This window comes from Haloarcula marismortui ATCC 43049 (genome assembly GCF_000011085.1).
In the GTDB taxonomy this organism is placed as follows: Archaea; Halobacteriota; Halobacteria; order Halobacteriales; family Haloarculaceae; genus Haloarcula; species Haloarcula marismortui.
Genome location: NC_006396.1, coordinates 2045477 through 2064864 on the forward strand (window position 1 = coordinate 2045477; position 19388 = coordinate 2064864).

The window sequence follows — 19388 nt, forward strand, 5'->3', positions numbered from 1 at the left end:
CCCTACCTCCGGGCCTCAATCTCCGCGACGGCCTGCTCGACTTCGGCCTGACTCTGTTCGAGAGGTTGGTGATTTGTCCAGTCGAACTGAAGGGGTTCACCCGCTTCTACATCGTACAGCCGGGATGCTCGGACGAACCCCGTCATGCCGAAGTCACCTCCACTTTCTCGCGGGCTCGACGGAGCAGATTCCCGACAGTACCGGGCGAGCGGCCAGTCTGGCGGGCGTACTCGCGGGGCCCATACTGGCCCATGCCCACAGCCTCGTACACCTCTCGCTCGGCGTCAGTCAGCGGCGACAGGTCCGGTTCGTAGTCGAAAAGAGAAGACTGGGGGCTCACCGCCAGTCACCTCCGAAACACTCCGGGTTCCCACAGAGTTTGTAGTGCGGCCGATACGCGGCAATGGGAACCTCCGTGAAGTCCGCGTCACTTCGGTAATCGGCTTCGGGACAGGCGGGTGTTGGCTCAGCAGCGTCCGGATCGAGGCGGTGTAGCGTGTCCGCGTACTGCGAACGGTTCCGCACGCCCTTCTCGGGCAGCGTAGTGGGCGCTGACGCCTTACTCATCGCCCGCACCTCCGGATCGCAAAATCGCCAGACAGCGGCTACCCCCAACAAGATGCTTGTTGAACTCAGAATTTAGCGGGGGTGTCTTCGTACCCCGATTCCGCTGTTCTCCGCCCGCTCGCACACCTATCGCTGCCGGTTCGTAACAGATACGCTTCGGGCAGAAACTGGATGGGCCCTGCCGGATTTGAACCAGCGCTCAATCGGTTATGAGCCGATCGCTTTAACCAGACTAAGCTAAGGGCCCTTCAGAATGGTGTTGATGAGTCCGCATCTTTAGCCTGTCGGGTTGGAGTGGTGGGGTTCGGAGAGACAGGTGGGTCGATACAGAGAGTTTCGTGCATCGGCTGCATATCTCACCGTCCAGCGGCCCTGAAAGCCGCAGTGACGGAGTCGCAGCGCTCGTCGATTTGTGAGTGAAAGAACGACGCCACCGCCAGGGCTCGAACCTGGGACAACCTGGGTAACAACCAGGTGCTCTACCAACTGAGCTACGGCGGCGCGAACGCATTCAATCATTGCCAGAGTTGGTAATTAGGGCTTTCGTTTCCAGTCGGCATCGACACGCTTTCACGCACTTGTGCGCAAGCGGCGGTATGAGCGATGAGTTCGACGCCGTCGTCGGGAAGGTGCGAGCACGGGCCTCGCCGACCGACGACGAACGAGCGCAGTTACAGCGGGTCGCCGACGCGGTGATGGCTGACGCCGAAGCAGCTATCGCTGACCTTCCAGTCGAGGCGGAAGTGGTGCAGGTCGGCTCGACGGCGCGAGGGACGTGGACCGCCGGTGACCGAGACGTGGACGTGTTCGTCTGTTTTCCGCCGTCTATCGACCGCGAAGCGCTGGAGGAGTACGGACTGGCTGTCGGGCACGATGTCCTGCCCGATGGGCGTGAGGAGTACGCCGAACACCCCTACGTCGTCGGCGAGCGCGAGGGGTACGCCGTGGATCTGGTGCCCTGTTATGCGGTCGAGAACGCCACAGAAATCCAGTCCGCGGTGGACCGGACGCCGTTTCACACCAGATACTTGCAGGAGCGACTGGACGACAACAGCGCGGCAGAGGTGCGGGTGGCAAAGCAGTTCCTGAAGGGGATCGGCGTCTACGGGAGCGACCTCCGGACACGCGGGTTCTCAGGCTATCTAACGGAATTACTGGTGCTTGAGTTCGGTGGCTTCCGAGCGTTCCTCGAAGCGGTCGCGGACTGGCACCCGCCAGTTCGACTGGACCCGGACGACCACGGGAGCGAGACGTTCGACGACCCGCTGGTCGTCATCGACCCGACGGACCCGGAGCGCAACGTCGCGGCAGTGTTGTCCGAAACGAACGTCGCCACACTCCAGCACTACGCCCGGGACCTCCTCGCCGAGCCGCGGGTGTCGCTGTTCACCGAAGACGACCCGTGCCCGTTCGAAGCAGCGGACGTTGAAGCCGCGGTATCACAGCGGGGCACCACGCCGGTCGCGCTTCGCTTCGCGGCCCCGGATGTCGTCGATGACCAGCTCTGGCCACAGCTCCGGAAGTCCCTCGACGGGCTCTGCAGCGAACTCGACCGACGCGGGTTTGAAGTCCTGCGGTCGGCCGCATTCGTTGAGGACGACAGCGGTAAGCCGGAAACGCTGGACACCGAAAGCCGGGGACGAGACGTCGTCCTGCTGCTTGAGTTCGCTGTCGCCGAGCAGCCGGCTGTTGAGCGTCACGAGGGGCCACCAGTGCACGTCCGCGAGCACGCGAGCGGGTTCTTCCAGAAGTACGACGACAACTCCGAGGTGGCCGGCCCCTTCATCGACGGCGACCGATACGTTGTCGAACGGCAGCGAGCGTTTACCACAGCGACTGGGTTCCTGTCGAGTGCTGCCGTCTACGACGTTGGGCTGGGACAGCGGATCGAGTCGGCGCTGGAGAACGGGTACGAGGTACTGGTCGGTACAGATATCGCAGCGCTTGCCGACGGCTTCGGTGTCGATCTGGCGAGCTACTTCGATCCGAAGCCCTGATCGGCGAGGTCATCGAGAACATCGCGGGCGTCGTCGCTGACATCGTCGTCGGGCTCCATCGGCTGGTAGCCGTCGAAGACCTCGTGAACGGTTGTAACCGAATCCGAGAGCGTGTCAAGTCCGTATCCGCCTTCGAGGATGATTCCCAGTGCAGCGTCACAGGCGTCTGTGAGCGAGCGCATCCGGTCAGTCATTGCGCCGTACCCCTCCGTAGAGACGCGCATCCGTGAAATCGGGTCGTGTTCGTGCGCGTCGAAGCCGGCGCTGATGAGCAGCAGGTCGGGATCGTAGTCCCTGATCGCCGGCGCGATGCACTCGTCGATTGCGGCGAGGTAGTCGGCGGTATCAGCACCGGGCTTGTACTTCACGTTGAGATTCGTACCGTCGGCGTCGCCCGTGCCAGTCTCCGAGATATCACCGGTACCGGGGTAGAGCCCGTCTTCGTGTATCGAGGCGTAGAACACGTCCGAGCGGTCGTAGAAAATGTCCTGCGTGCCGTTCCCGTGATGAACGTCCCAGTCGAAGATGGCGACGCGGTCGGCGTCGGCTTCGAGGGCCGCCTGTGCCGCGACGGCCGCATTGTTGATGAAACAGAACCCCATCGCGTCGTCGCCAACTGCGTGATGACCGGGTGGTCGGCCCAAGGAGAACGGCGTGTCACGGCCGGTATTGCCGTCAAGCGCGGCTTCTGCTGCCCAGACAGCGAGGCCGGCTGACGCGAGTGCGGCGTCCCACGTCTCCTCAACCGCGACGGTGTCGGCATCCCAGTTTCCGCCGCCGTCGTCGCAGAACTCGCGGAACTCCGCGATGTAGTCGGTGTCATGGACCGCACGGACGAGGTCGAGGTCTGCGTTGTCAGCGGCGACGTACTCGACACCGTGATTTTCCTTGAGCGCGCGCCGTATCGCTCGAAGTCTGTCGGGACTCTCCGGATGTCGCGGCCCGGTGTCGTGGTCCAGACAGACCTCGCGGTAGCCGAAGTTCATTCAGTAGTACTGTTCGAGTTCGAAGTACGTTTCAACGTCAGCTGCCTTGATCGTCCGGCGGTCAGCGTGACGAGCCAACGCGGCGGCCGCGGCGGCCGTTTCGTCGGCGTACGTTTCGAGGAGAGACGCGAGCGCGACGCGAGCATCCATGGCGACGCGGTAGTCGTCGTCGATGTCGAGCCGTGCGATGCGGTCGACCGGCGCGACGGGGAGTTCGAGGCCGTCCTTTTCGGGGACCTGCTCGATGCCGAAGTCGGCCGGCATCAGCGTCTTTCGCCCGTCCGTGGTGGCCTCCGTGGCTGCCGTGACGGCAAGCGACGCGCCGTGGTCCTGTATTCGACGAGCCAGTTCCTCCGCAGCGTCGGCACTCACCCGGAGCCCGCCCGCGTTCCGCCGAATGACCGCATCCACCGGTGCGAACGGTAGCTCGACACTCATACCCAAACCCGGGAGTGTTGCGGTCTTAAGAGTTTCCGTAGCGTCGCTCGGCGACTCAGAACACGTCCTCAGCGTGAAGCCGGTCGTCACGGAGTTCCCCACGGACAGTTATTTCCTGCCCTAACTGCACGCGCTCGCCGGTTTCGACGCTCATCGTCTGCTCACCGTCGTCGAGTACGACGGGGTCGCCAGTCTGGACGACGGTGCCGGTGAACTCAACCTGCTGGCCGGCACTCTGTGCGCCACCGTCCGGTGACGTGTCGCCGGTGCCGGCGCTGACAGCGGCCGCCTCGTTGCCGCTGCTATCAGCGTCAGTGTCGTCCCCTTCGTCGCCGAAGGAGGACAGGCCAGCGTGTTCGGCGTCGGTCGTCTCGGCGCTGGCTCCCCCGCCTGCGCCACCAGTCGCCAGATCCGCACCGTCATCAAGCACGACAATCGTGGAGTTCCAGCTCGCCGAGGCCTCCTTGTCGTCCTGCCAGCCGTCCTGAATTTCGACATCGGCCGCGAGCACCTCGTCCCCCGGTGCAATGTCCTTGTCCGCCTTGTCGCCCCACAGCGCCACGCGGATGTCGCCGGTGGCGTCCTGAATGCGGACGTTCCGGACTTGCCCCTCGCTGCCGTCGTCGCGGTCGAACGTCCGCTTGGGGTCGGCCGAGCGCACGACGCCAGCAATATCGGCCGTCTCTTCGAGTTCGACCTCTGCGATTGGGTCGGCGTCGGGCTCAAAGGCCACGTCGTCTTCCACTTCGTCGACGGCCCCCTGGTCGCCAACGTGGAGTTCAAGCGAGCCGTCCCGCTCCCGAACGTAGCCGTCAATTATTTCGACGGCCGCGCCCGCATCGAGTTCGTCGGCGCGGTCGGCTCGGTCGTCCCACAGCGTCACCCGGATGCGCCCCGTCTCGTCGCCAAGTGTGAGGTTCGAGACGCGGCCCTCGCTACCGTCGTCGCGGTCGAACGTCCGAATCGAATCGGTATCAAGCACGAGCCCGCGCAGCGTCACATCGGACTGTCCCATCGTCAGCGCGTCGATGGACGAGCCAGCGCCCGGCTCCACGTCGATTGTGGCGTCCTCGTCCGGCTCTGCCTTGTCGACGGACACCTCCAGCCCGTTGTAGCCGTCCTTCGGCCGACCCTTGACCCGGAGCACGTCGCCGACCTCCAGTTTCCCCTCGTCGATGTCGACGGCCTGACCGTCCCAGAAGGCGAGCCTGAGGCTGCCGCTCTCGTCGGCGGCCTCGACGTTGATGACCCGGCCGTCCTCGTCCTCGTCGTCGCGTTCAAAGGTCTTCAGGTCGCCGATGGCCATCACCTTGGCGAGGAACTTCACCTCGTCCATCCCAGGTTCGATATCGGCGATGGCGTTGACCTCATTCTCGTTGAGTTCGTGGGCCAACAGCATCGCGGCCGTCTCCTCGTCGGCGAGCCCTCCCATCTGCTCGACCTTCTCCTCGACGGCCTCGCGGAACTCCTCCTCGGGGACGTCCGTCTCTAGGTCCTCGTAAATGTCCTCTATCGCACCCATCTATCTATGGGACGCTGGGCTGGGGCGCGCTTAAGCGTTGTCGTTGGGCGAGCGAGCGGCCGTTGTCGGTCGATTTCGGTCGTGTCTCGTCCATGACTCGAAAGTGGTTACGGGATGGGATATAAACTCTCGTCCGCTGGCTCGACAGCAGACACTCACATTCCACCACGGTGAGAGCGGCGCAGGTAGCCGTTAGGGTGTCGCTGTTGTCACAGGGTTCAGGCCGTCGCCACTGTCGTGGGAGACAGACACCGTATCAGGGAGCCCGTTCTCGAACGTCACCGTAGCCCGGTAGTTGATTTCCAGAATGGCTTGCGTACACATATCGCCGGCATCTGGCATCTCTCTCGTCCCAACGCTGAGGCTCAGTTCATCGGCACTCGTATCATACGAGATGTCTGTCAGGTCGGCCGTTTTGCACCCGTTAGACCCCCAGATAGTCCCGTCAACGACGACCTGATCCCCGTCGAAAGCCACCGTCGCCGAACTTGTCTGTGCGCCGGACTGTCGCCTGATAATACTGAATGTCGTCTCGTTCACACTTGGGATTCACACGCACCCTCCGTGGATGTTTCCCCGCTACCGGACGCACCGCCGAAGCAGCCAGCAAGCGCTATCGAACAACCGAGACCACCGTATTGCAGGAGTTGGTGGCGCTTCATATTCACCCTAAGATATGGTCGTTGAATGGGACTCCCGGTTGTTCAAGCCAGCGTTATAGCGAAGTGTGCCTACCAGTCGCGTGACGGTACGCGAATCGTCACCCTTTTTAGGTGCACCACCCTCTCTCGATATGAGTCCGGATAGGGTAGTGGACTATCCTCTTGGCTTGCGGAGCCAGGGACCGGAGTTCAAATCTCCGTCCGGACGTTTCTCTACAGCACAACACCGCGAGCGTAGCGAGCGGTCAGTGCTGTGGATCACTCCGACCGATACAAGAGAAGAATCCACAGCAACAACTCTGTTCGAAACGCCGATGCGGTTTTCCGACCGCGAATCCAACTCGCTGTGTGCGCGACCATCTCCGTGCCGGCATCGCAGTGTACAACGAAGGTCGCTACCACGCCGCACATGACGCGTGGGAAGAGTACTGGCTGGACCTCGATCCGGGCGACGATGAACGATTCCTGCACGGCCTCATCCAGTTCACTGCGGTCGTCTACCACGCCAGCGAGGAGAACTGGTCGGGCGCGCAGGGACTGGCCGAGAGCGCGGCGGAGTACCTCGACGGCCTGCCCGACCCGTATCACGGCGTGGCGCTAGACGAGGTCCGGTCGTTCCTCGCGGCAACAGCGGCTGACCCCCACCACGCAGCGGCGGACCCGCCGACGCTGACACATGACGGCGAAGCCGTCGGCTACGGCGCGCTGGATTTCGACGCCACGGTCATCACCGCCGAGGTGCTGGCGGAGGCTGGCCGGTACGACAGGGCGGTCATCGCCGACGCTGTTGCCCGCGCCCGGAGTGAACTTGGAGGCAACGGCAACTCGCAGTTCGTCGGGATGCTGTTCTCGTTCGTGCGCGAGCGCGACCAGCGGCCCGTTGTTTACCAGCGGCTTCGAGACCACGTCGAACTAGAGCAGCAGAAAGACGACGACGTCCGTGGGCTGTTCGACGGCTCGGGATAGCGGGCGACGGTAAGTAGGAGACGGCTACGGTTCCGGTTCGGCGACGCGTTCTTCGCCGTCAAAGTGCGCGGAGTTGTCCTGTGGGTCGTACCCAAGCACGTCCTTGGCGCGCTCGATGGAGTAGTACTTGCGGTCGTTGTCGGAGATGCCGTAGACGATTTCATACTCGTAGTCGGCCTGCAGCGCGCAGTCGTGGATGTGGGCGCAGTCCCGGTAAGAGAGCCACATCGCCTGCCCGCGCTCGTAGTCTATCGGCGGGTGGCCCCGCGTGAGGTTGCCGATACGGATGTTACAGACGGAGAGGCCGTGCTCGTCGTGGTAGTAGCGGCCCAGCACCTCGCCGGTGGCTTTCGAGACGCCGTAGAGGTTGCCGGGGCGGGGGAGCTCGGTCCCGTCAAGGCGGTACTGGTCGTCCGGGCGATACATCTCGGGCGTGCGCTCGTCCGTTTCGAAGGAGCCGACGGCGTGGTTCGAGGACGCGAAGACGAACTTCTCGACGCCCTCGTCGACAGCGGCCTCGTACATCTTCTGGGTGCCGTCGATGTTGTTTTCGAGGACGGAGTCCCAGGGGGCTTCCGGCCGGGGGTCGCCGGCCAGATGGATGACAGCGCCGACGCCGTCCATCGCCGCGGCCACGTCGCCCTCGCTGGACACGTCCCCGACGAGGTACTCGTGGTCGGGCTCCTCGGCGGGTGGGCTGTGGAACATGAGTTTCCACTCGTAGGCGTCCTCGAGTCCTTCGAGGATGGCCGCCCCGACAGCGCCGCCAGCGCCGGTGAGCAGAACCGGGTCGTCCATTCGTATGAGACGATACGTCGCACGCAATAGGTAGCTTGCGGTTCGCTTTTGTGTCGCCCAGCCGGACCGATTGTATGGAACCCACAGCTCCGCAGGAGGCGTGTTTCGAAGCGGGCGTCAAGTTCGGCTCGCTGTATCACCAGTTCGCAGGGACACCAATCAGCCCGGACAGTGCTGACTCGCTCGCAGCGGCGATGGAGGAGGCCATCGAGAACCAGCCGTTCTGTGAGGCGGTCACCGTCAGCGTCCGCATGGAGGCGCTGGAAAGCGCTATCGCTGAGGGCGGGGCGGACTACACGGAACTTACCGGGCGATTCATCGACGTCGAGATGCAAATCGAATACGAGGGGGTCACGGTCGAGACGAGCATGGCGATGGAGGACGGGTACCCGCTGATGCAGGTCGACGCAGTGCAGGAATGAAATAGCCAGAGAGCGGCCTGAATCCCTGGCACAGCCCCGAAAATTTTACCAGAGCGGGCTGTGAGACTTCCGACATGGCCCTCCACGCAGTCGACGATATCGACGACGCAATTGACGCGACGAAGTCGTTTCTGTTCCCGTTCGAGAAATGGACGTGGCTGCGGATGGCGTTCGTCGTGTTCTTCATCGGTGGCGGCGGTGTCGGACTGAACAACGTCCAGTCGTTCAGCAACTTCGGTGATTTCGGCGGGAACGGCGGCCCGGGCGGCCCCAGCGGTCCGGGAAGCGACTTTCAGCTGACCGCGCCACTCGAAACTGTGCTGTCCCTGCCGGGGGACTTCGCTCTGCAAGTCTCCGAACCCGGTGTCCCGTCCGGTGTGCCGGACGAACTACTCGCCGGGGCTGGGCTCCTCGTGTTCGCCGTTATCGGCCTGTTCATTCTGCTAGCACTCGCGTATGGTGTCCTGAGTAACTTCATGGAGTTCGTGTTGACCCAGGCGCTCATCGACCGCGAGATACACGTCCGCCGATATTTCAGCGAGCACGTCGGGAACGGCATACGGCTGTTCCTGTTTCGACTTGTCCTCGGGATTATCTGGCTCGGCATCGCACTCGTAATCGGCGCAGCCGGGTTCTTCCTCGTGCTCGGTGGCGAGGCCGCAAACGTCGGGGCATCGAGCGTCCTCGCGCTATCGGGACTGTTCATCGCTGTGTTCGCGGTGCTCGCGATAAGCTACGGCATCGTCTTTGGCTTCACCACGGTGTTTGTCGTCCCGCTGATGACGGCAGACAACGGCGGCGTTCTCTCGGGTTGGTCGCGACTCTGGGGTTCAATCAAACGCCACCCCAAGCAGTACCTCGCTTACCTGTTTTTCTCTATCGTCCTTCAGATTGGTGTCGGTATCGTCAGCGCGATTCTCGGCATCATCGCACTCATCGTCGTTGGGATTCCGGTCGGACTCGGCGCGTTCGCACTCTATCTTGTCGTTCAGGGGACTGTCGGAATCGCTGTAGCCGGCGTTATTGGCCTGCTAGGCGGACTGGTTTTCATCGTCCTCAGTGCACTCATTCAGGTCCCGCTGACGACGTTCCTGCGATACTACGCGATGCTCGTGCTGGGTGACATCGACGCCGACATGGACCCGATTCCAGAGGTGCGCTCGGACATCCGGGCCGAGTAACTAGAATGGCTTTTCGGTTTCAGGGCTGACCAGTCGGTCACGTCTTGCGGTTTCACTTTCACTTTCAGGCGGGCTTTTAATCCCTTACCACACAAATCGTCCCATATGAGTCAGTCAAGTCTGGACGACGACGAACTGTTCGGCGAGGCCGCAAACGAGATGCGAACCGACGTCGAGGAGTCGCTCGCAGAAGCCCGAAACGCACTCCCGGCGGCCGATTCGGTCTGGGACGTGGAAGCCGACAACACGCTCGGTGTGCTGAACTCGCTCAAGACAGCACTCGATGTGGGCGACGCCGAGGACCACCTCCGCGACGCAAAGAAGTGGTACACGATGGGCGAACGCGCGGACGCCTTTGAGGACGCTGATGACCTCGCTGAAGAAATCGAGACCATCGCGGACCTCATCGACGATGTGGACGATGCCCGCGAGCAGGTCGGCGACCTCACAGCGACGATTCCACAGCTTCGCAGCACGCTCGAAGAATTCGAGGGTGAAGACGGGGCGGACGCGGAGGCGGACGGCGACGCCGACGCGGAAGCGGAAGCCTGAGTTCGGGACAGCCACGTTCCGGCGAATGCTCGCCGCGTGCTCCGCCGGTAGCTAGCGCGTCGCTCGCGTCGTCCAGCGTTTTTTCGGACCGATATACCACCGTGCTCGGCTCTATAGCCAAGCCTGACTGCTGTTCAGGTGGTCGGTGCGACACCCTTTAATCGCTCAAGTATGCCGGCGGTCCGGCTCAGACGATAGAGTCCGGGCGCGTCGAGAAGTAGTTGAACACTGCGCCGAGGCCAATGCCGTAGACGATGTGAGCAACGAGTGTCAGCACTGCGTACAGCACCAACATGAGTCCGGACTGACCGGTATAGAAGGCGAGTACGAATCCAGTCCACATGGCCGCGCCGAAAAACACGCCGCTGACGGGGTCGGACTGGCCCGGGAGGTACGCTTTCAACGAGGCGAACAGCAGCGGCCACGGGAACATCCCGCCGCCGAGGAAGATGAAGAAGCCGAACAGGACCTCCGGTACGTAGCCAGTCAGACCCACGAGTTCGGTGAGGATGGCGAAGTCCTCGAGGTTGAACGCGCCCAGTGACTGGGCGATGAGGAAGACGACCGTCATCATCGCTGTCCCGACCAGTCCACCGGCGGCGCCGACGACGCCGTCAGCGAGAATCCCGGCGAGACTATCGAACTCCTCGGCCTCGGTGAGACCGTCGTCGTTGACGGGCGGGTCCTCGACGCCGGATGACGTATCTTCCATGGTGTGTTGTAACATGGCAGTGGACAAAAAGGTTCCCGCACACGTTAGGCCACCAAAGGATATGTGTCAGATTTCTGTCCGCAATACCTATTACAGGGTGGGAAGAATCATGAAGAAATGGCGACATCCTTGATAACATACGCCACGGTTGTGTTCCCCTTGCACGGTGGCGACGTCAGGGCACCCAGTGCGGTGTTCGAGCAAATATTCGAGGTGTTCCTGCTGCTGGGGACAGCTGTCGGGGTGGTCGTCGTGGCCTACACCATGTACCACGCGCTCAAGTACCGCGACGACGGGAGCGGAACGGACCCGTACGCCGACAAGGTCGAGCGGCCCGAGATGGGCGAGTTGCCAACCGGCGGCACGGGGGGGCGGAAGGTGTTCTATTCGTTCAGTATCAGCGCCATCATCGTCGTCTCGCTCATCGCCTGGACGTACTCGCAACTGCTGTACATCGAACAGGGCCCCGACCCGGCCCAGGAGGAGGCCCTTGAAATCGATGTGGAAGGGTACCGCTTCGGCTGGGACTTCATCTACCCGAACGGACACACGGCCAACACGCTCCGGGTGCCACAGGACCGCGTGGTCAGATTACAGGTGACTTCGACGGACGTGTTCCACAACTTCGGGATCCCGGAGTTGCGAGTCAAGACCGACGCCGTCCCGGGCCAGTACACGTCGGCCTGGTTCACGGCCAACGAGACGGGAACCTACGCCGCCAAGTGCTACGAACTGTGTGGCAGCGGCCACTCGCTGATGACGACAGACGTGGTTGTGATGCCACAGGACGAGTACGAGGCGTGGTACAACGGGACTGAAGGTTCGGCCGGAAGCGGAGACCAACCGGCCGCGAACGGGACCGCAACCGAATCGACCAGCCTCGGGACACCGACCGCAGGCGACGTAGCGACCACCGGAGGTGCCCCAGCATGAGCCACGACCACGGCCTCCCGCCGAAGTCGTCGGTCAGCCGATGGTTCCTCACAACCAACCACAAGGACATCGGCGTGCTGTATCTCATCACCGCGCTGTTCTTTCTGGTCTTTGGGGGCGTTCTCGCCCTGCTATTCCGCCTCGAACTGATTTCCTCAGGCGCTGACTTGCTGGGGTCGATGGGGTACAATCAGGCAGTGTCGACCCACGGCCTCCTGATGGTGTTCTGGTTCATTTCGCCGTTTGCCTTCGGCTTTGCGAACTACCTCGTCCCGCTACAGATCGGCGCGGACGACCTCGCCTTCCCGCGGCTGAACGCGCTGTCGTACTGGCTGTACCTGTTCTCTGGCATCCTGATGGGCGTCTCCTTCTTCCAGGGGACCACCTTCGCGGGCGGGTGGACGATGTACGCCCCGCTGAACACGCCGGCGTACATCCCCGGCGAGGGACTGGGGGCGACCTCGGTCGTGCTGGCACTCATCATGTTCACCGCCGCGGTGACGCTGGGGTCGGTGAACTTCCTGACGACGATGTACCGGATGCGCGCCGAGGGGCTCCGGATGCGGGACATCCCCATCTTCTCGCTATCGATCAACCTCACCGTCTGGATGATGCTCTTTGCCTTCGCGGCGTTGCTTGCGGCGCTGATGATACTCGCTTCGGACCACATCCTCGGGACGACCTACTTCCAGTACTCCATCGACGGGACGACGATGGCGACCGACGCGGACAATCCGGGTGCGTCGCTGCTGTGGGCGCACCTGTTCTGGTTCTTCGGCCATCCGGAGGTGTACATCGTCTTCTTCCCCGCGCTCGGTGTGATGGCCGAGTGCTTCCAGACCTTCACCGGCCGGCGGCTGGTCGGCCGCAAGTGGTTCATCATCTCGATGGTGCTGGTGGCGCTCCAGAGCTTCGTCGTCTGGATGCATCACATGTTCCTGACCGGCATCAACCTCCCAATCAAGACCATCTTCATGGCGACGACCATCGGCATCTCCCTGCCATTCGACCTGATGGTGTTCTCGCTCATCTACACGATGGCGAAGGGGCGGGTCCGGTTCACAACGCCGTTCCTATTCTCGCTGGGCGCGCTCATCCTGTTCATCATCGGCGGCATCACCGGCGTCTTCCTCGGCGCAATCGTGCTGGACTACCAGTTCCGCGGGACGTACTGGGTCGTCGCGCATTTCCACTACGTGATGGTCGCGGGCGCGACGGCGCTGTTCGGCGGCCTCTACTACTGGTATCCGAAGATAACGGGGAAGATGTACAACGAGACGCTAGGGAAGATACAGTTCGGCGTCTACTTCCTCGGGTTCAATCTGCTGTACTTCCCGATGTTCATCGCCTGGGAGACGCCGCGGCGGGTGTTCGTCTACCCCGAGGGCCTGCAGATATGGCACTCGATGGCGACCGTCGGCGGGTTCATCCTCGGCGCGAGCTTCCTCCTCATGTTCTACAACCTTTTCGTGAGCCTCTGGCGCGGGGAGGACGTCGGGCCGAACCCCTGGGAGTACGCCACCTCCGCTGAGTGGGCCGCCGCCTCACCGCCGCCGCTCGAAAACTTCCCCGGTGTACCGAGCTACGGCACCGGGAAACTGGAGTTCCTCGACGAGGAGACGGTCGCCGAGCGGACCGAAAGCATACCCGGAGCCGCGGCGCATGGCCACGCGGCGACCGACGGCGGGACCGCGACGGACGGCGGCGCGGTGACGGCGAGGGCCGCAGCGACGGCCACGGCGATGGAGTCGACCCACGAGGTCAGCGGCGAGGAACACGCCAGCCACGCCAGCTTCTGGCCGTTCCTCGTCAGCCTCGGCGGGTTCATCGCCTTCCTCGGGCTCTCGGGCGTGCGAACAGGGAGCGTGTTCTACCTGTCGATGGCGGCCGTCGGCGGGGTGACGACGTTCGGCTCGCTCGTCGGGATGACCCGCGAACCGTTCCACGCGCCGGAAATGGCTATCGCCGAACGGTGGCCCTTCGACAAGGTCGAGAAGATGAAACTCGGGATGTGGACATTCCTCGCCAGCGACATCGTCCTCTTTGGCGCGTTCATCGGCTCCTACGCATTCGTCCGGGTCGCGTACGGCTGGACGGCCTGGCACCACGACCTCATCCCCGCCGAGCACGTGACGATGCCCGGCCTCATCAACACGTACCTGCTGCTCACGTCGAGTTTCCTCGTCGTGCTGGCGATGGTCGCCGCCGAGCGCGAGAGCAAGCGCGGGACCGTCGCCGCGCTCGTCGGGACGTTCGCGCTCGGCGTCGGCTTCCTCATCAACAAGGGGATCGAGTGGAACCACCTGTTCCACATCAGCACGGAGGCGTTCCCGAACGGCTGGAACCTCTCGACGAACATCGCGTCGTCGACGTTCTACCTGACGACTGGGCTCCACGGGGCCCACGTCATCATCGGGCTCATCATCTGTGCGTACATGACCGTCAGGGCCTGGAACGGGGCCTACCAGGGCGACGACAGGGCCATCGAGTACTTCGGCCTGTACTGGCACTTCGTCGACATCGTCTGGCTGTTCCTGTTCCCGCTGTTTTACATCCTATAGAACAATGGACTGGAAAGGCTACACCGTCATATACGTCGTACTGTTCGCCTTCGCGACCGCGCAGGCCGTCGTCGAGTTCACCGGCCTCGTCGACAGCGCCTACTGGCCCGCCTTCGCGCTCATCATGGTGCTGTCGGTCGTCAAGGCCGTCGGCGTCGCCGCGTACTACCAGCACCTCCGCTGGGAACCACGGGCCGTCACGTACCTCGTGCTAGGCGGGACTGTTGCTGCGCTCGCGCTGACCGGCGCGGCGGCGTACTCGATACTGTGAGGGTATCAGGCCCCGACAAGCTGGAAACCGACCGCGATGAGAAAGAGAACGCCCGCGACAGTCGCGGACTCGGCGACCGCTAGCGAGCGGGGATGTCCCCGTCGCGTCGCCGAGAGATACACCCCAAACAGCAGGTAGCCACAGAGGCCCGCCCCACCGACCACGGCGACCGCAAGCCCCGCTATCGACTGGGTCTCGACGGGGCCGGAGATAGACGCGACGACGCCGACGAGGAGGCCGACGACCAGCACCGCGAACGCGCCGACCCAGACCATCGGCTGGTCGGCATACGTCTCGAAGCGACTCTCGCGGTCACTCGTTGGAGACCGGCCGCTCGTTGACGACCCCGGGCTGTAGTGATACCACCCTCGCCCGCGGACCATCCATGTGACCACCGCCACCACTAACGCACCCATCAGTGCCATGCTAGCGAGGTACGTGTTTGACATGTGATAGCATTACAACACAATGCGTAATAATCGTTTGTGCTCGGCCAACCAGAAACCGGTGTTTTCGCTGGTTCAGGCATTAGCCAATACCGACCACTGACGGCTCGGACATGCCGTCCTCGCCGCTTCAGTCATCAGCATCCGTCCGCGCCCGTCGCTGAATCGCCCGCTCGACAAACTCTTCCGGAAGCTCGTCGATTTCGCCGGCCTGAACTGCCCAGAGGTTGGCATAGAGGCCGTCAGCGGCGAGCAGCTCGGCGTGACTCCCGCGTTCGACGATACGGCCGTCCTCGACGACGAGAATCGTGTCGGCGTCTTTCACCGTCGAGAGACGGTGCGCGATGGCGAACGTAGTCCGGTCGGCGGTCAGGTCGTCAAGCGAGCGCTGGATGAGCATTTCCGTCTCCGTGTCCACGTCGCTTGTCGCCTCGTCGAGAATGAGGATTTCGGGGTCTTTCAGAATCGCCCGGGCGATGGCGATGCGCTGGCGCTGGCCGCCCGAGAGCTTGACGCCGCGTTCGCCAACCATCGTGTCGTAGCCGTCCGGAAGGTTACGGACGAACTGGTCGGCTTCGGCGGCTTCCGCGGCGGCGACGATTTCCTCATCGGTCGCGTCGAAGGTTCCGTAAGCGATGTTCTCGCGGACGGTGCCGTAGAACAGGAACGTCTCCTGACTGACGTAGCCGATGGCGCGACGGATGCTCTGTATCTGTACGTCCTGCACGTTCTGGCCGTCGATGCGAACCGTGCCGGAGTCAACGTCGTACATCCGGAGCAGGAGCTTCAGCACGGTTGATTTCCCCGCGCCGGTCGGGCCAACGAGGGCGACTGTCTCGCCGCCGTCGGCCTCGAATGAGATGTCCGAAAGCACCGGCTCGTCGTCGCCATCGTAGCTAAAGACCACGTCCTCGTACGCGACGCGACCGTCGGTCACGGCAAGCGGCGGCGCGTCCTCGGCCTCTTCGAGGCGACCGGGCGTGTCCATCAACCCGAACACGCGCTCAGCGGAGGCGTAGGCCCGCTGGTACATATTGATGATCTGCCCGAACTGCGCCATCGGCCAGACGAACCGCTGGGTGTAGATGATGAAGGCGACAAACTGCCCGCGGGAGAGGCTCGCCGTCAGCGGTCCGGGTGCCTGCCCGGTGACCATCAGTCCGCCGACGATGAACGTGACGACGAAGCCGATGCCCGAGACGAGCCGGAGGCCAGGGAAGAAGGTGATACGCGTCTCGATGGCGTCCCAGTTGGCGTCGAGGTAGTCCTCAGAGGTGTCCTCGACTCGGTCGGCCTCGTACGGCTCGGTGTTGGCGGTCTTGATTATCTGGATGCCGCTGAGGTTGTTTTCCAGTCTGGAGTTGAGCTTGCCGACCGTCGACCGGACCTCGGCGTATTTCGGCTGGATAACGTCGATGAACCGCTTTGTAAACACGGCGATAATCGGGACGGGCAACAGCGCGACCAGCGCCAGTTGCCAGTTCATGTAGAACAGGTACGTGGCGATGCCGACGACCATGATTATCATCCGCGAAGCGGAGTTGAGGCCGTCGTTGAGGAACTTCTCCAGCCGGTTGACGTCGTTCGACAGCACCGACATCATCTCGCCGGTCTGCTTATCGGCGAAGAAGTCCATGTTCAGCCGCTGCATCGTCTCGTAGGTGTCGGTGCGGACGGCGTGTTGAACGTGCTGGGCGAACTTGTTCCAGCCCCAGTTCCGACTCCAGTGGAAGACGGCCCCGAGGCCGAACGAGGCGGCGATGATGCCGGCAGTGAGCCACAGCTGTGGCCCCTGCCCGTTGGGAATCCAGGCGTCGGGTATCAGGAAGAGGCCGTATTCGGCCTCCTGTAGAAAGATAGCGTCGATAGCCAGCGCCAAGAGGATCGGTGGCAGTAGGTCCAGCATCCGAGCGACAATAGAACTGCAGAGGCCGACGACGAACGCTCCCCAGTGGCCCTGTCCGTAACCGGTGAACAGTCGAAGCATCGGCCGGTCGACGCGTTCCCTGGCGTCTTCGAACACGTCGTCGTCCGAACCCGCGTCGAAATCCATTATCGGATTCAGGGGCCGAACCCGCAAAAGGCCGTCGGGCTACGTGGCTTCGGGCGGCAGTTCGACCCGGTCGCCGACCGCAACGCCGGTCCGGTTTGTCCACCCGCGGTTCACTTCGAGGACGTACTTGCCCCGCCCCGCGTAGCCTGTCAGGCCGCTCTCGGAGGTCCCCTCCGGCGGGAGCGGCGCGTGGTGGATGGTCGTGATAGTGCCGTTGGCGTCGATGAAGATGATGTCAAGCGGGAACGACATGTTCCGCATGACGTAGGTGTACTGGCCCGCCTCGTCGTGGACGAACAGCATTCCTTCGTTTGGCCCAAGCGACTCGGTGTTGCTCAGGCCGACGTACCGCTGATCGAACGTCTGTGCGATGCGAACCTCGACCGTCCCCAGCGGTTCCCCAGCATTTTTTTCACGCACCGCGACGGTCGTCCCTGGCGTCGAAGCATCCGTGGAGGGCTGTGTTGCGGTTGTTGTCACCGCGTCTGACCCCTCACGGACCGTTACTGTGCCCTCCTCGTACTCGCCGGTGCCAAGCACCTCGACCCAGAGGCCGGTCTGGAGGACCACGGCGGCGGCAACGAGCAGGCCAACCAGTCCGAGGACAACCACGGCAGGGCGCTGCATACTCCGTGTGAGGGGTAGGTCGTGGGTAATACTGTCGGTGCCCACTGTCGACCGAGAGAGAAAGCGTTATTCCTGCCGATGGAAAACGGTGGAGTACGGGTCCGTGGTCTAGTTGGTTATGACGTGGCCTTTACAAGGCCGAGGCCGGTGGTTCGAATCCGCCCGGACCCATCCTGCGACGAACGGACGTGAGGAGCGGATGGTTCCTGTGGATTCGATTCCTGCCAGTCGCGCGCAACGCAGTGAGCACGTCTGGCTTCGGTTCGAATCCGTTCAGACCCACTTCTGACACCGACTGCGACGAGTGTAACGCGGAGCCAGCGGTGTCTGTGTGGGAAATGGTGGTTCGAGCCCCGGAAGACGAACATAGTGAGTCTTCCTTCGGTTCGAATCCGCTCAGACCCAGCCTGTGACGCCCGGACCAACCGGGCTTCTCGGGGCATTCAATTACACCTCGGTCTGTGGGAGAGCCAACTACAGCGGGGCAAACACCCACAGCCAGCAGAAACGGGGCCCTCTATCTCGATTGATAGTCGCCCGTAATCCATATATCCGGAGTGGTGGTAGTGCATGACATGATAGATGGCTCGACGTGTCCGGCCTGCAGCGGGGACGTCTCGACGACTAATGGCACTGAGTACGAATGCGACGACTGTGGCGAGACGTTCGACAGCGCGGACCTATTTCTCCCGTAATCAGCGGTCGACCCTCCCGGCGGATGCCACAAAACCTCCGCCCGCTTTCGAAATGCTTTTTTCTACCCTCGTCATCGATTGGAGTGCGCGCCGCCTTAGCTCAGACTGGGAGAGCACTCGACTGAAGATCGAGCTGTCCCCGGTTCAAATCCGGGAGGCGGCATACCCTTCTCGGTTTACATGCCCGAAAGACAACCCCACTTAGCCGGGGGTCTGTCAGGGGGTGGTCGGCGTGACCGATTCGGACCCCGACAGCGAGGGCACTTCTCCCGACGAAAACTGTAGGGAAGAGAGCCTCGAAACCACCGTTCAAGCGCTGGGAGCACGTCTTGACGCCCTCTCGAAGCAAGTCTCGGGACTTCGGGAGGAACTTCACGACGAGCGCGACGAACGTGAAGAGCTAGAGGACGAACTGGCTGCGCGTGATGAACGCATCGACGAACTGGAGGCTGAAGTTGCGCGCCTCGATGCGCGCACCGACATTCTGGAAGTCGTCGAGAACGCTGACAAGATGTCTGGTAAGCAGCGCGCGGTCACGCTGGTCCAGCACCTACACCGAGCGGCGAAAGCGCGTGAACGGCGTGACGAGCCGCCTGCAGCGACCGTCGACCGGGACGAGGCCGAGGAAGCGCTTCACTACCCGAACATTGACCGGACGACGATCTACCGGGACATGGAGCGCGCGGCCCGGTTGATCGATGGCGATGCGCTCCAGTACACGAACGGAGAGCTACGGCTCGATCTTGACGCCGGGAGTCTCCCCCGCAAGTACACGGCTGACCAAGAGGGCGAGAATCTGTGAAGTCCTCACAACAGATGCGATGGGGGAAGCCCCCTCCGGATTGGTCCACTCTGAGCGAAACCGTCTGAAACCTTAGATTTTGCAGGGTAGGACGGTTGTGTAAACAACTATCGATTAGCTGTTAGTACGCTCGCAAACCGCTCGCACCGCTCGCAGTCAAGACGAATCAACAGCCGTCGCGGCTGTTGTGAAGACTT

21 protein-coding genes and 5 tRNA genes are annotated in these 19388 nt (G+C 62.8%); 12 read left to right on the forward strand and 14 right to left on the reverse strand.

The window, feature by feature from the left end; all coding sequences use genetic code 11:
* Positions 1 to 2 precede the first annotated feature (2 nt).
* The 5 genes from RR_RS22455 to RR_RS14245 form a co-directional block, all read right to left on the reverse strand.
* Entirely contained in the window at positions 3 to 146 is a 144-nt protein-coding gene (locus tag RR_RS22455) for a hypothetical protein (protein ID WP_011224136.1), read from the reverse strand.
* Positions 143 to 340 (reverse strand): helix-turn-helix transcriptional regulator, encoded by a 198-nt coding sequence (locus RR_RS14230; protein ID WP_049938980.1) that lies wholly within the window; start codon positions 338 to 340, stop codon positions 143 to 145. Before RR_RS14230 ends, RR_RS22455 begins: the two co-directional genes overlap by 4 nt.
* Positions 337 to 567, reverse strand: a complete 231-nt coding sequence (locus RR_RS14235) for a hypothetical protein (protein ID WP_049938981.1) — start codon at positions 565 to 567, stop codon at positions 337 to 339. The genes RR_RS14230 and RR_RS14235 overlap by 4 nt, the downstream gene beginning before the upstream one ends.
* Positions 568 to 739: 172 nt before the next feature.
* Positions 740 to 814 (reverse strand) — tRNA-Ile (locus RR_RS14240).
* Positions 815 to 995: 181 nt separating this feature from the next.
* Positions 996 to 1068, reverse strand: a tRNA-Asn gene (locus tag RR_RS14245).
* 95 nt (positions 1069 to 1163) lie between these two features.
* Here RR_RS14245 and cca point away from each other — a divergent pair.
* Entirely contained in the window at positions 1164 to 2564 is a 1401-nt protein-coding gene (gene cca / locus RR_RS14250; protein ID WP_011224137.1) for a CCA tRNA nucleotidyltransferase, read from the forward strand.
* Here cca and RR_RS14255 read toward each other — a convergent pair.
* The 4 genes from RR_RS14255 to RR_RS14270 form a co-directional block, all read right to left on the reverse strand.
* A complete protein-coding gene (locus RR_RS14255) occupies positions 2543 to 3550 on the reverse strand; it encodes a histone deacetylase family protein (protein WP_011224138.1) in 1008 nt (335 codons plus the stop codon). The two genes, cca and RR_RS14255, sit on opposite strands and share 22 nt — an antisense overlap.
* On the reverse strand, positions 3551 to 3988 hold the full coding sequence (locus tag RR_RS14260) for a histone (RefSeq protein ID WP_004958956.1): 438 nt from the start codon (positions 3986 to 3988) through the stop codon (positions 3551 to 3553).
* Between the two features lie 55 nt (positions 3989 to 4043).
* Complete coding sequence (locus RR_RS14265) at positions 4044 to 5510, reverse strand: single-stranded DNA binding protein (protein ID WP_011224139.1); 1467 nt, start codon at positions 5508 to 5510, stop codon at positions 4044 to 4046.
* 192 nt (positions 5511 to 5702) lie between these two features.
* Positions 5703 to 6050, reverse strand: coding sequence for a hypothetical protein (locus RR_RS14270; RefSeq protein ID WP_049938982.1), 348 nt, complete (start codon positions 6048 to 6050; stop codon positions 5703 to 5705).
* A gap of 257 nt (positions 6051 to 6307) precedes the next feature.
* On the opposite strand from RR_RS14270, the gene RR_RS14275 reads away from it, so the two are divergent.
* Positions 6308 to 6380, forward strand: a tRNA-Arg gene (locus RR_RS14275).
* Positions 6381 to 6520: 140 nt separating this feature from the next.
* On the forward strand, positions 6521 to 7138 hold the full coding sequence (locus tag RR_RS14280; protein WP_049938983.1) for a DUF309 domain-containing protein: 618 nt from the start codon (positions 6521 to 6523) through the stop codon (positions 7136 to 7138).
* Between the two features lie 24 nt (positions 7139 to 7162).
* Here RR_RS14280 and azf read toward each other — a convergent pair whose 3' ends face one another.
* Positions 7163 to 7936 carry an NAD-dependent glucose-6-phosphate dehydrogenase Azf gene (azf, locus tag RR_RS14285; protein WP_004958965.1) on the reverse strand — a complete coding sequence of 258 codons (774 nt, stop codon included), beginning with the start codon at positions 7934 to 7936 and terminating at the stop codon, positions 7163 to 7165.
* A 74-nt stretch (positions 7937 to 8010) separates the two neighbouring features.
* Between azf and RR_RS14290 the strand changes: the two genes are divergently transcribed.
* The 3 genes from RR_RS14290 to RR_RS14300 all read left to right on the forward strand — a co-directional run bounded on the left by RR_RS14290 (position 8011) and on the right by RR_RS14300 (position 10091).
* A complete protein-coding gene (locus tag RR_RS14290; RefSeq protein WP_005537251.1) occupies positions 8011 to 8358 on the forward strand; it encodes a dihydroneopterin aldolase family protein in 348 nt (115 codons plus the stop codon).
* 74 nt (positions 8359 to 8432) lie between these two features.
* On the forward strand, positions 8433 to 9539 hold the full coding sequence (locus RR_RS14295) for a DUF7544 domain-containing protein (protein WP_004958969.1): 1107 nt from the start codon (positions 8433 to 8435) through the stop codon (positions 9537 to 9539).
* 105 nt (positions 9540 to 9644) lie between these two features.
* Positions 9645 to 10091, forward strand: a complete 447-nt coding sequence (locus tag RR_RS14300) for a DUF5790 family protein (RefSeq protein WP_004958971.1) — start codon at positions 9645 to 9647, stop codon at positions 10089 to 10091.
* A 187-nt stretch (positions 10092 to 10278) separates the two neighbouring features.
* Here the strand turns inward: RR_RS14300 and RR_RS14305 are convergent, their stop codons facing one another.
* Entirely contained in the window at positions 10279 to 10803 is a 525-nt protein-coding gene (locus RR_RS14305; protein ID WP_004958973.1) for a DUF6789 family protein, read from the reverse strand.
* Between the two features lie 117 nt (positions 10804 to 10920).
* Between RR_RS14305 and coxB the strand changes: the two genes are divergently transcribed.
* The 3 genes from coxB to RR_RS14320 are packed head-to-tail and all read left to right on the forward strand — an operon-like array spanning position 10921 to position 14568.
* Positions 10921 to 11736 carry a cytochrome c oxidase subunit II gene (gene coxB, locus RR_RS14310; protein WP_011224143.1) on the forward strand — a complete coding sequence of 272 codons (816 nt, stop codon included), beginning with the start codon at positions 10921 to 10923 and terminating at the stop codon, positions 11734 to 11736.
* The gene (locus RR_RS14315; protein WP_011224144.1) at positions 11733 to 14297 is read left to right on the forward strand and encodes a cbb3-type cytochrome c oxidase subunit I; all 2565 of its coding nucleotides are present in this window, start codon (positions 11733 to 11735) and stop codon (positions 14295 to 14297) included. The genes coxB and RR_RS14315 overlap by 4 nt, the downstream gene beginning before the upstream one ends.
* A 4-nt stretch (positions 14298 to 14301) precedes the next feature.
* Complete coding sequence (locus RR_RS14320) at positions 14302 to 14568, forward strand: cytochrome C oxidase subunit IV family protein (protein WP_007189372.1); 267 nt, start codon at positions 14302 to 14304, stop codon at positions 14566 to 14568.
* A gap of 5 nt (positions 14569 to 14573) precedes the next feature.
* Here RR_RS14320 and RR_RS14325 read toward each other — a convergent pair whose 3' ends face one another.
* The 3 genes from RR_RS14325 to RR_RS14335 all read right to left on the reverse strand — a co-directional run bounded on the left by RR_RS14325 (position 14574) and on the right by RR_RS14335 (position 17694).
* Complete coding sequence (locus RR_RS14325; protein WP_011224145.1) at positions 14574 to 15017, reverse strand: hypothetical protein; 444 nt, start codon at positions 15015 to 15017, stop codon at positions 14574 to 14576.
* Positions 15018 to 15144: 127 nt separating this feature from the next.
* On the reverse strand, positions 15145 to 17067 hold the full coding sequence (locus RR_RS14330) for an ABC transporter ATP-binding protein (RefSeq protein WP_011224146.1): 1923 nt from the start codon (positions 17065 to 17067) through the stop codon (positions 15145 to 15147).
* Between the two features lie 39 nt (positions 17068 to 17106).
* Positions 17107 to 17694, reverse strand: a complete 588-nt coding sequence (locus RR_RS14335) for a DUF192 domain-containing protein (protein WP_011224147.1) — start codon at positions 17692 to 17694, stop codon at positions 17107 to 17109.
* Between the two features lie 97 nt (positions 17695 to 17791).
* On the opposite strand from RR_RS14335, the gene RR_RS14340 reads away from it, so the two are divergent.
* From RR_RS14340 to RR_RS14350, 3 genes are all read left to right on the forward strand, one after another.
* Positions 17792 to 17865 (forward strand) — tRNA-Val (locus tag RR_RS14340).
* Positions 17866 to 18478: 613 nt separating this feature from the next.
* Positions 18479 to 18552: transfer RNA gene (locus RR_RS14345), tRNA-Phe, on the forward strand.
* Positions 18553 to 18621: 69 nt separating this feature from the next.
* Positions 18622 to 19191, forward strand: a complete 570-nt coding sequence (locus RR_RS14350) for a hypothetical protein (RefSeq protein WP_232508531.1) — start codon at positions 18622 to 18624, stop codon at positions 19189 to 19191.
* Positions 19192 to 19388: the final 197 nt, after the last annotated feature.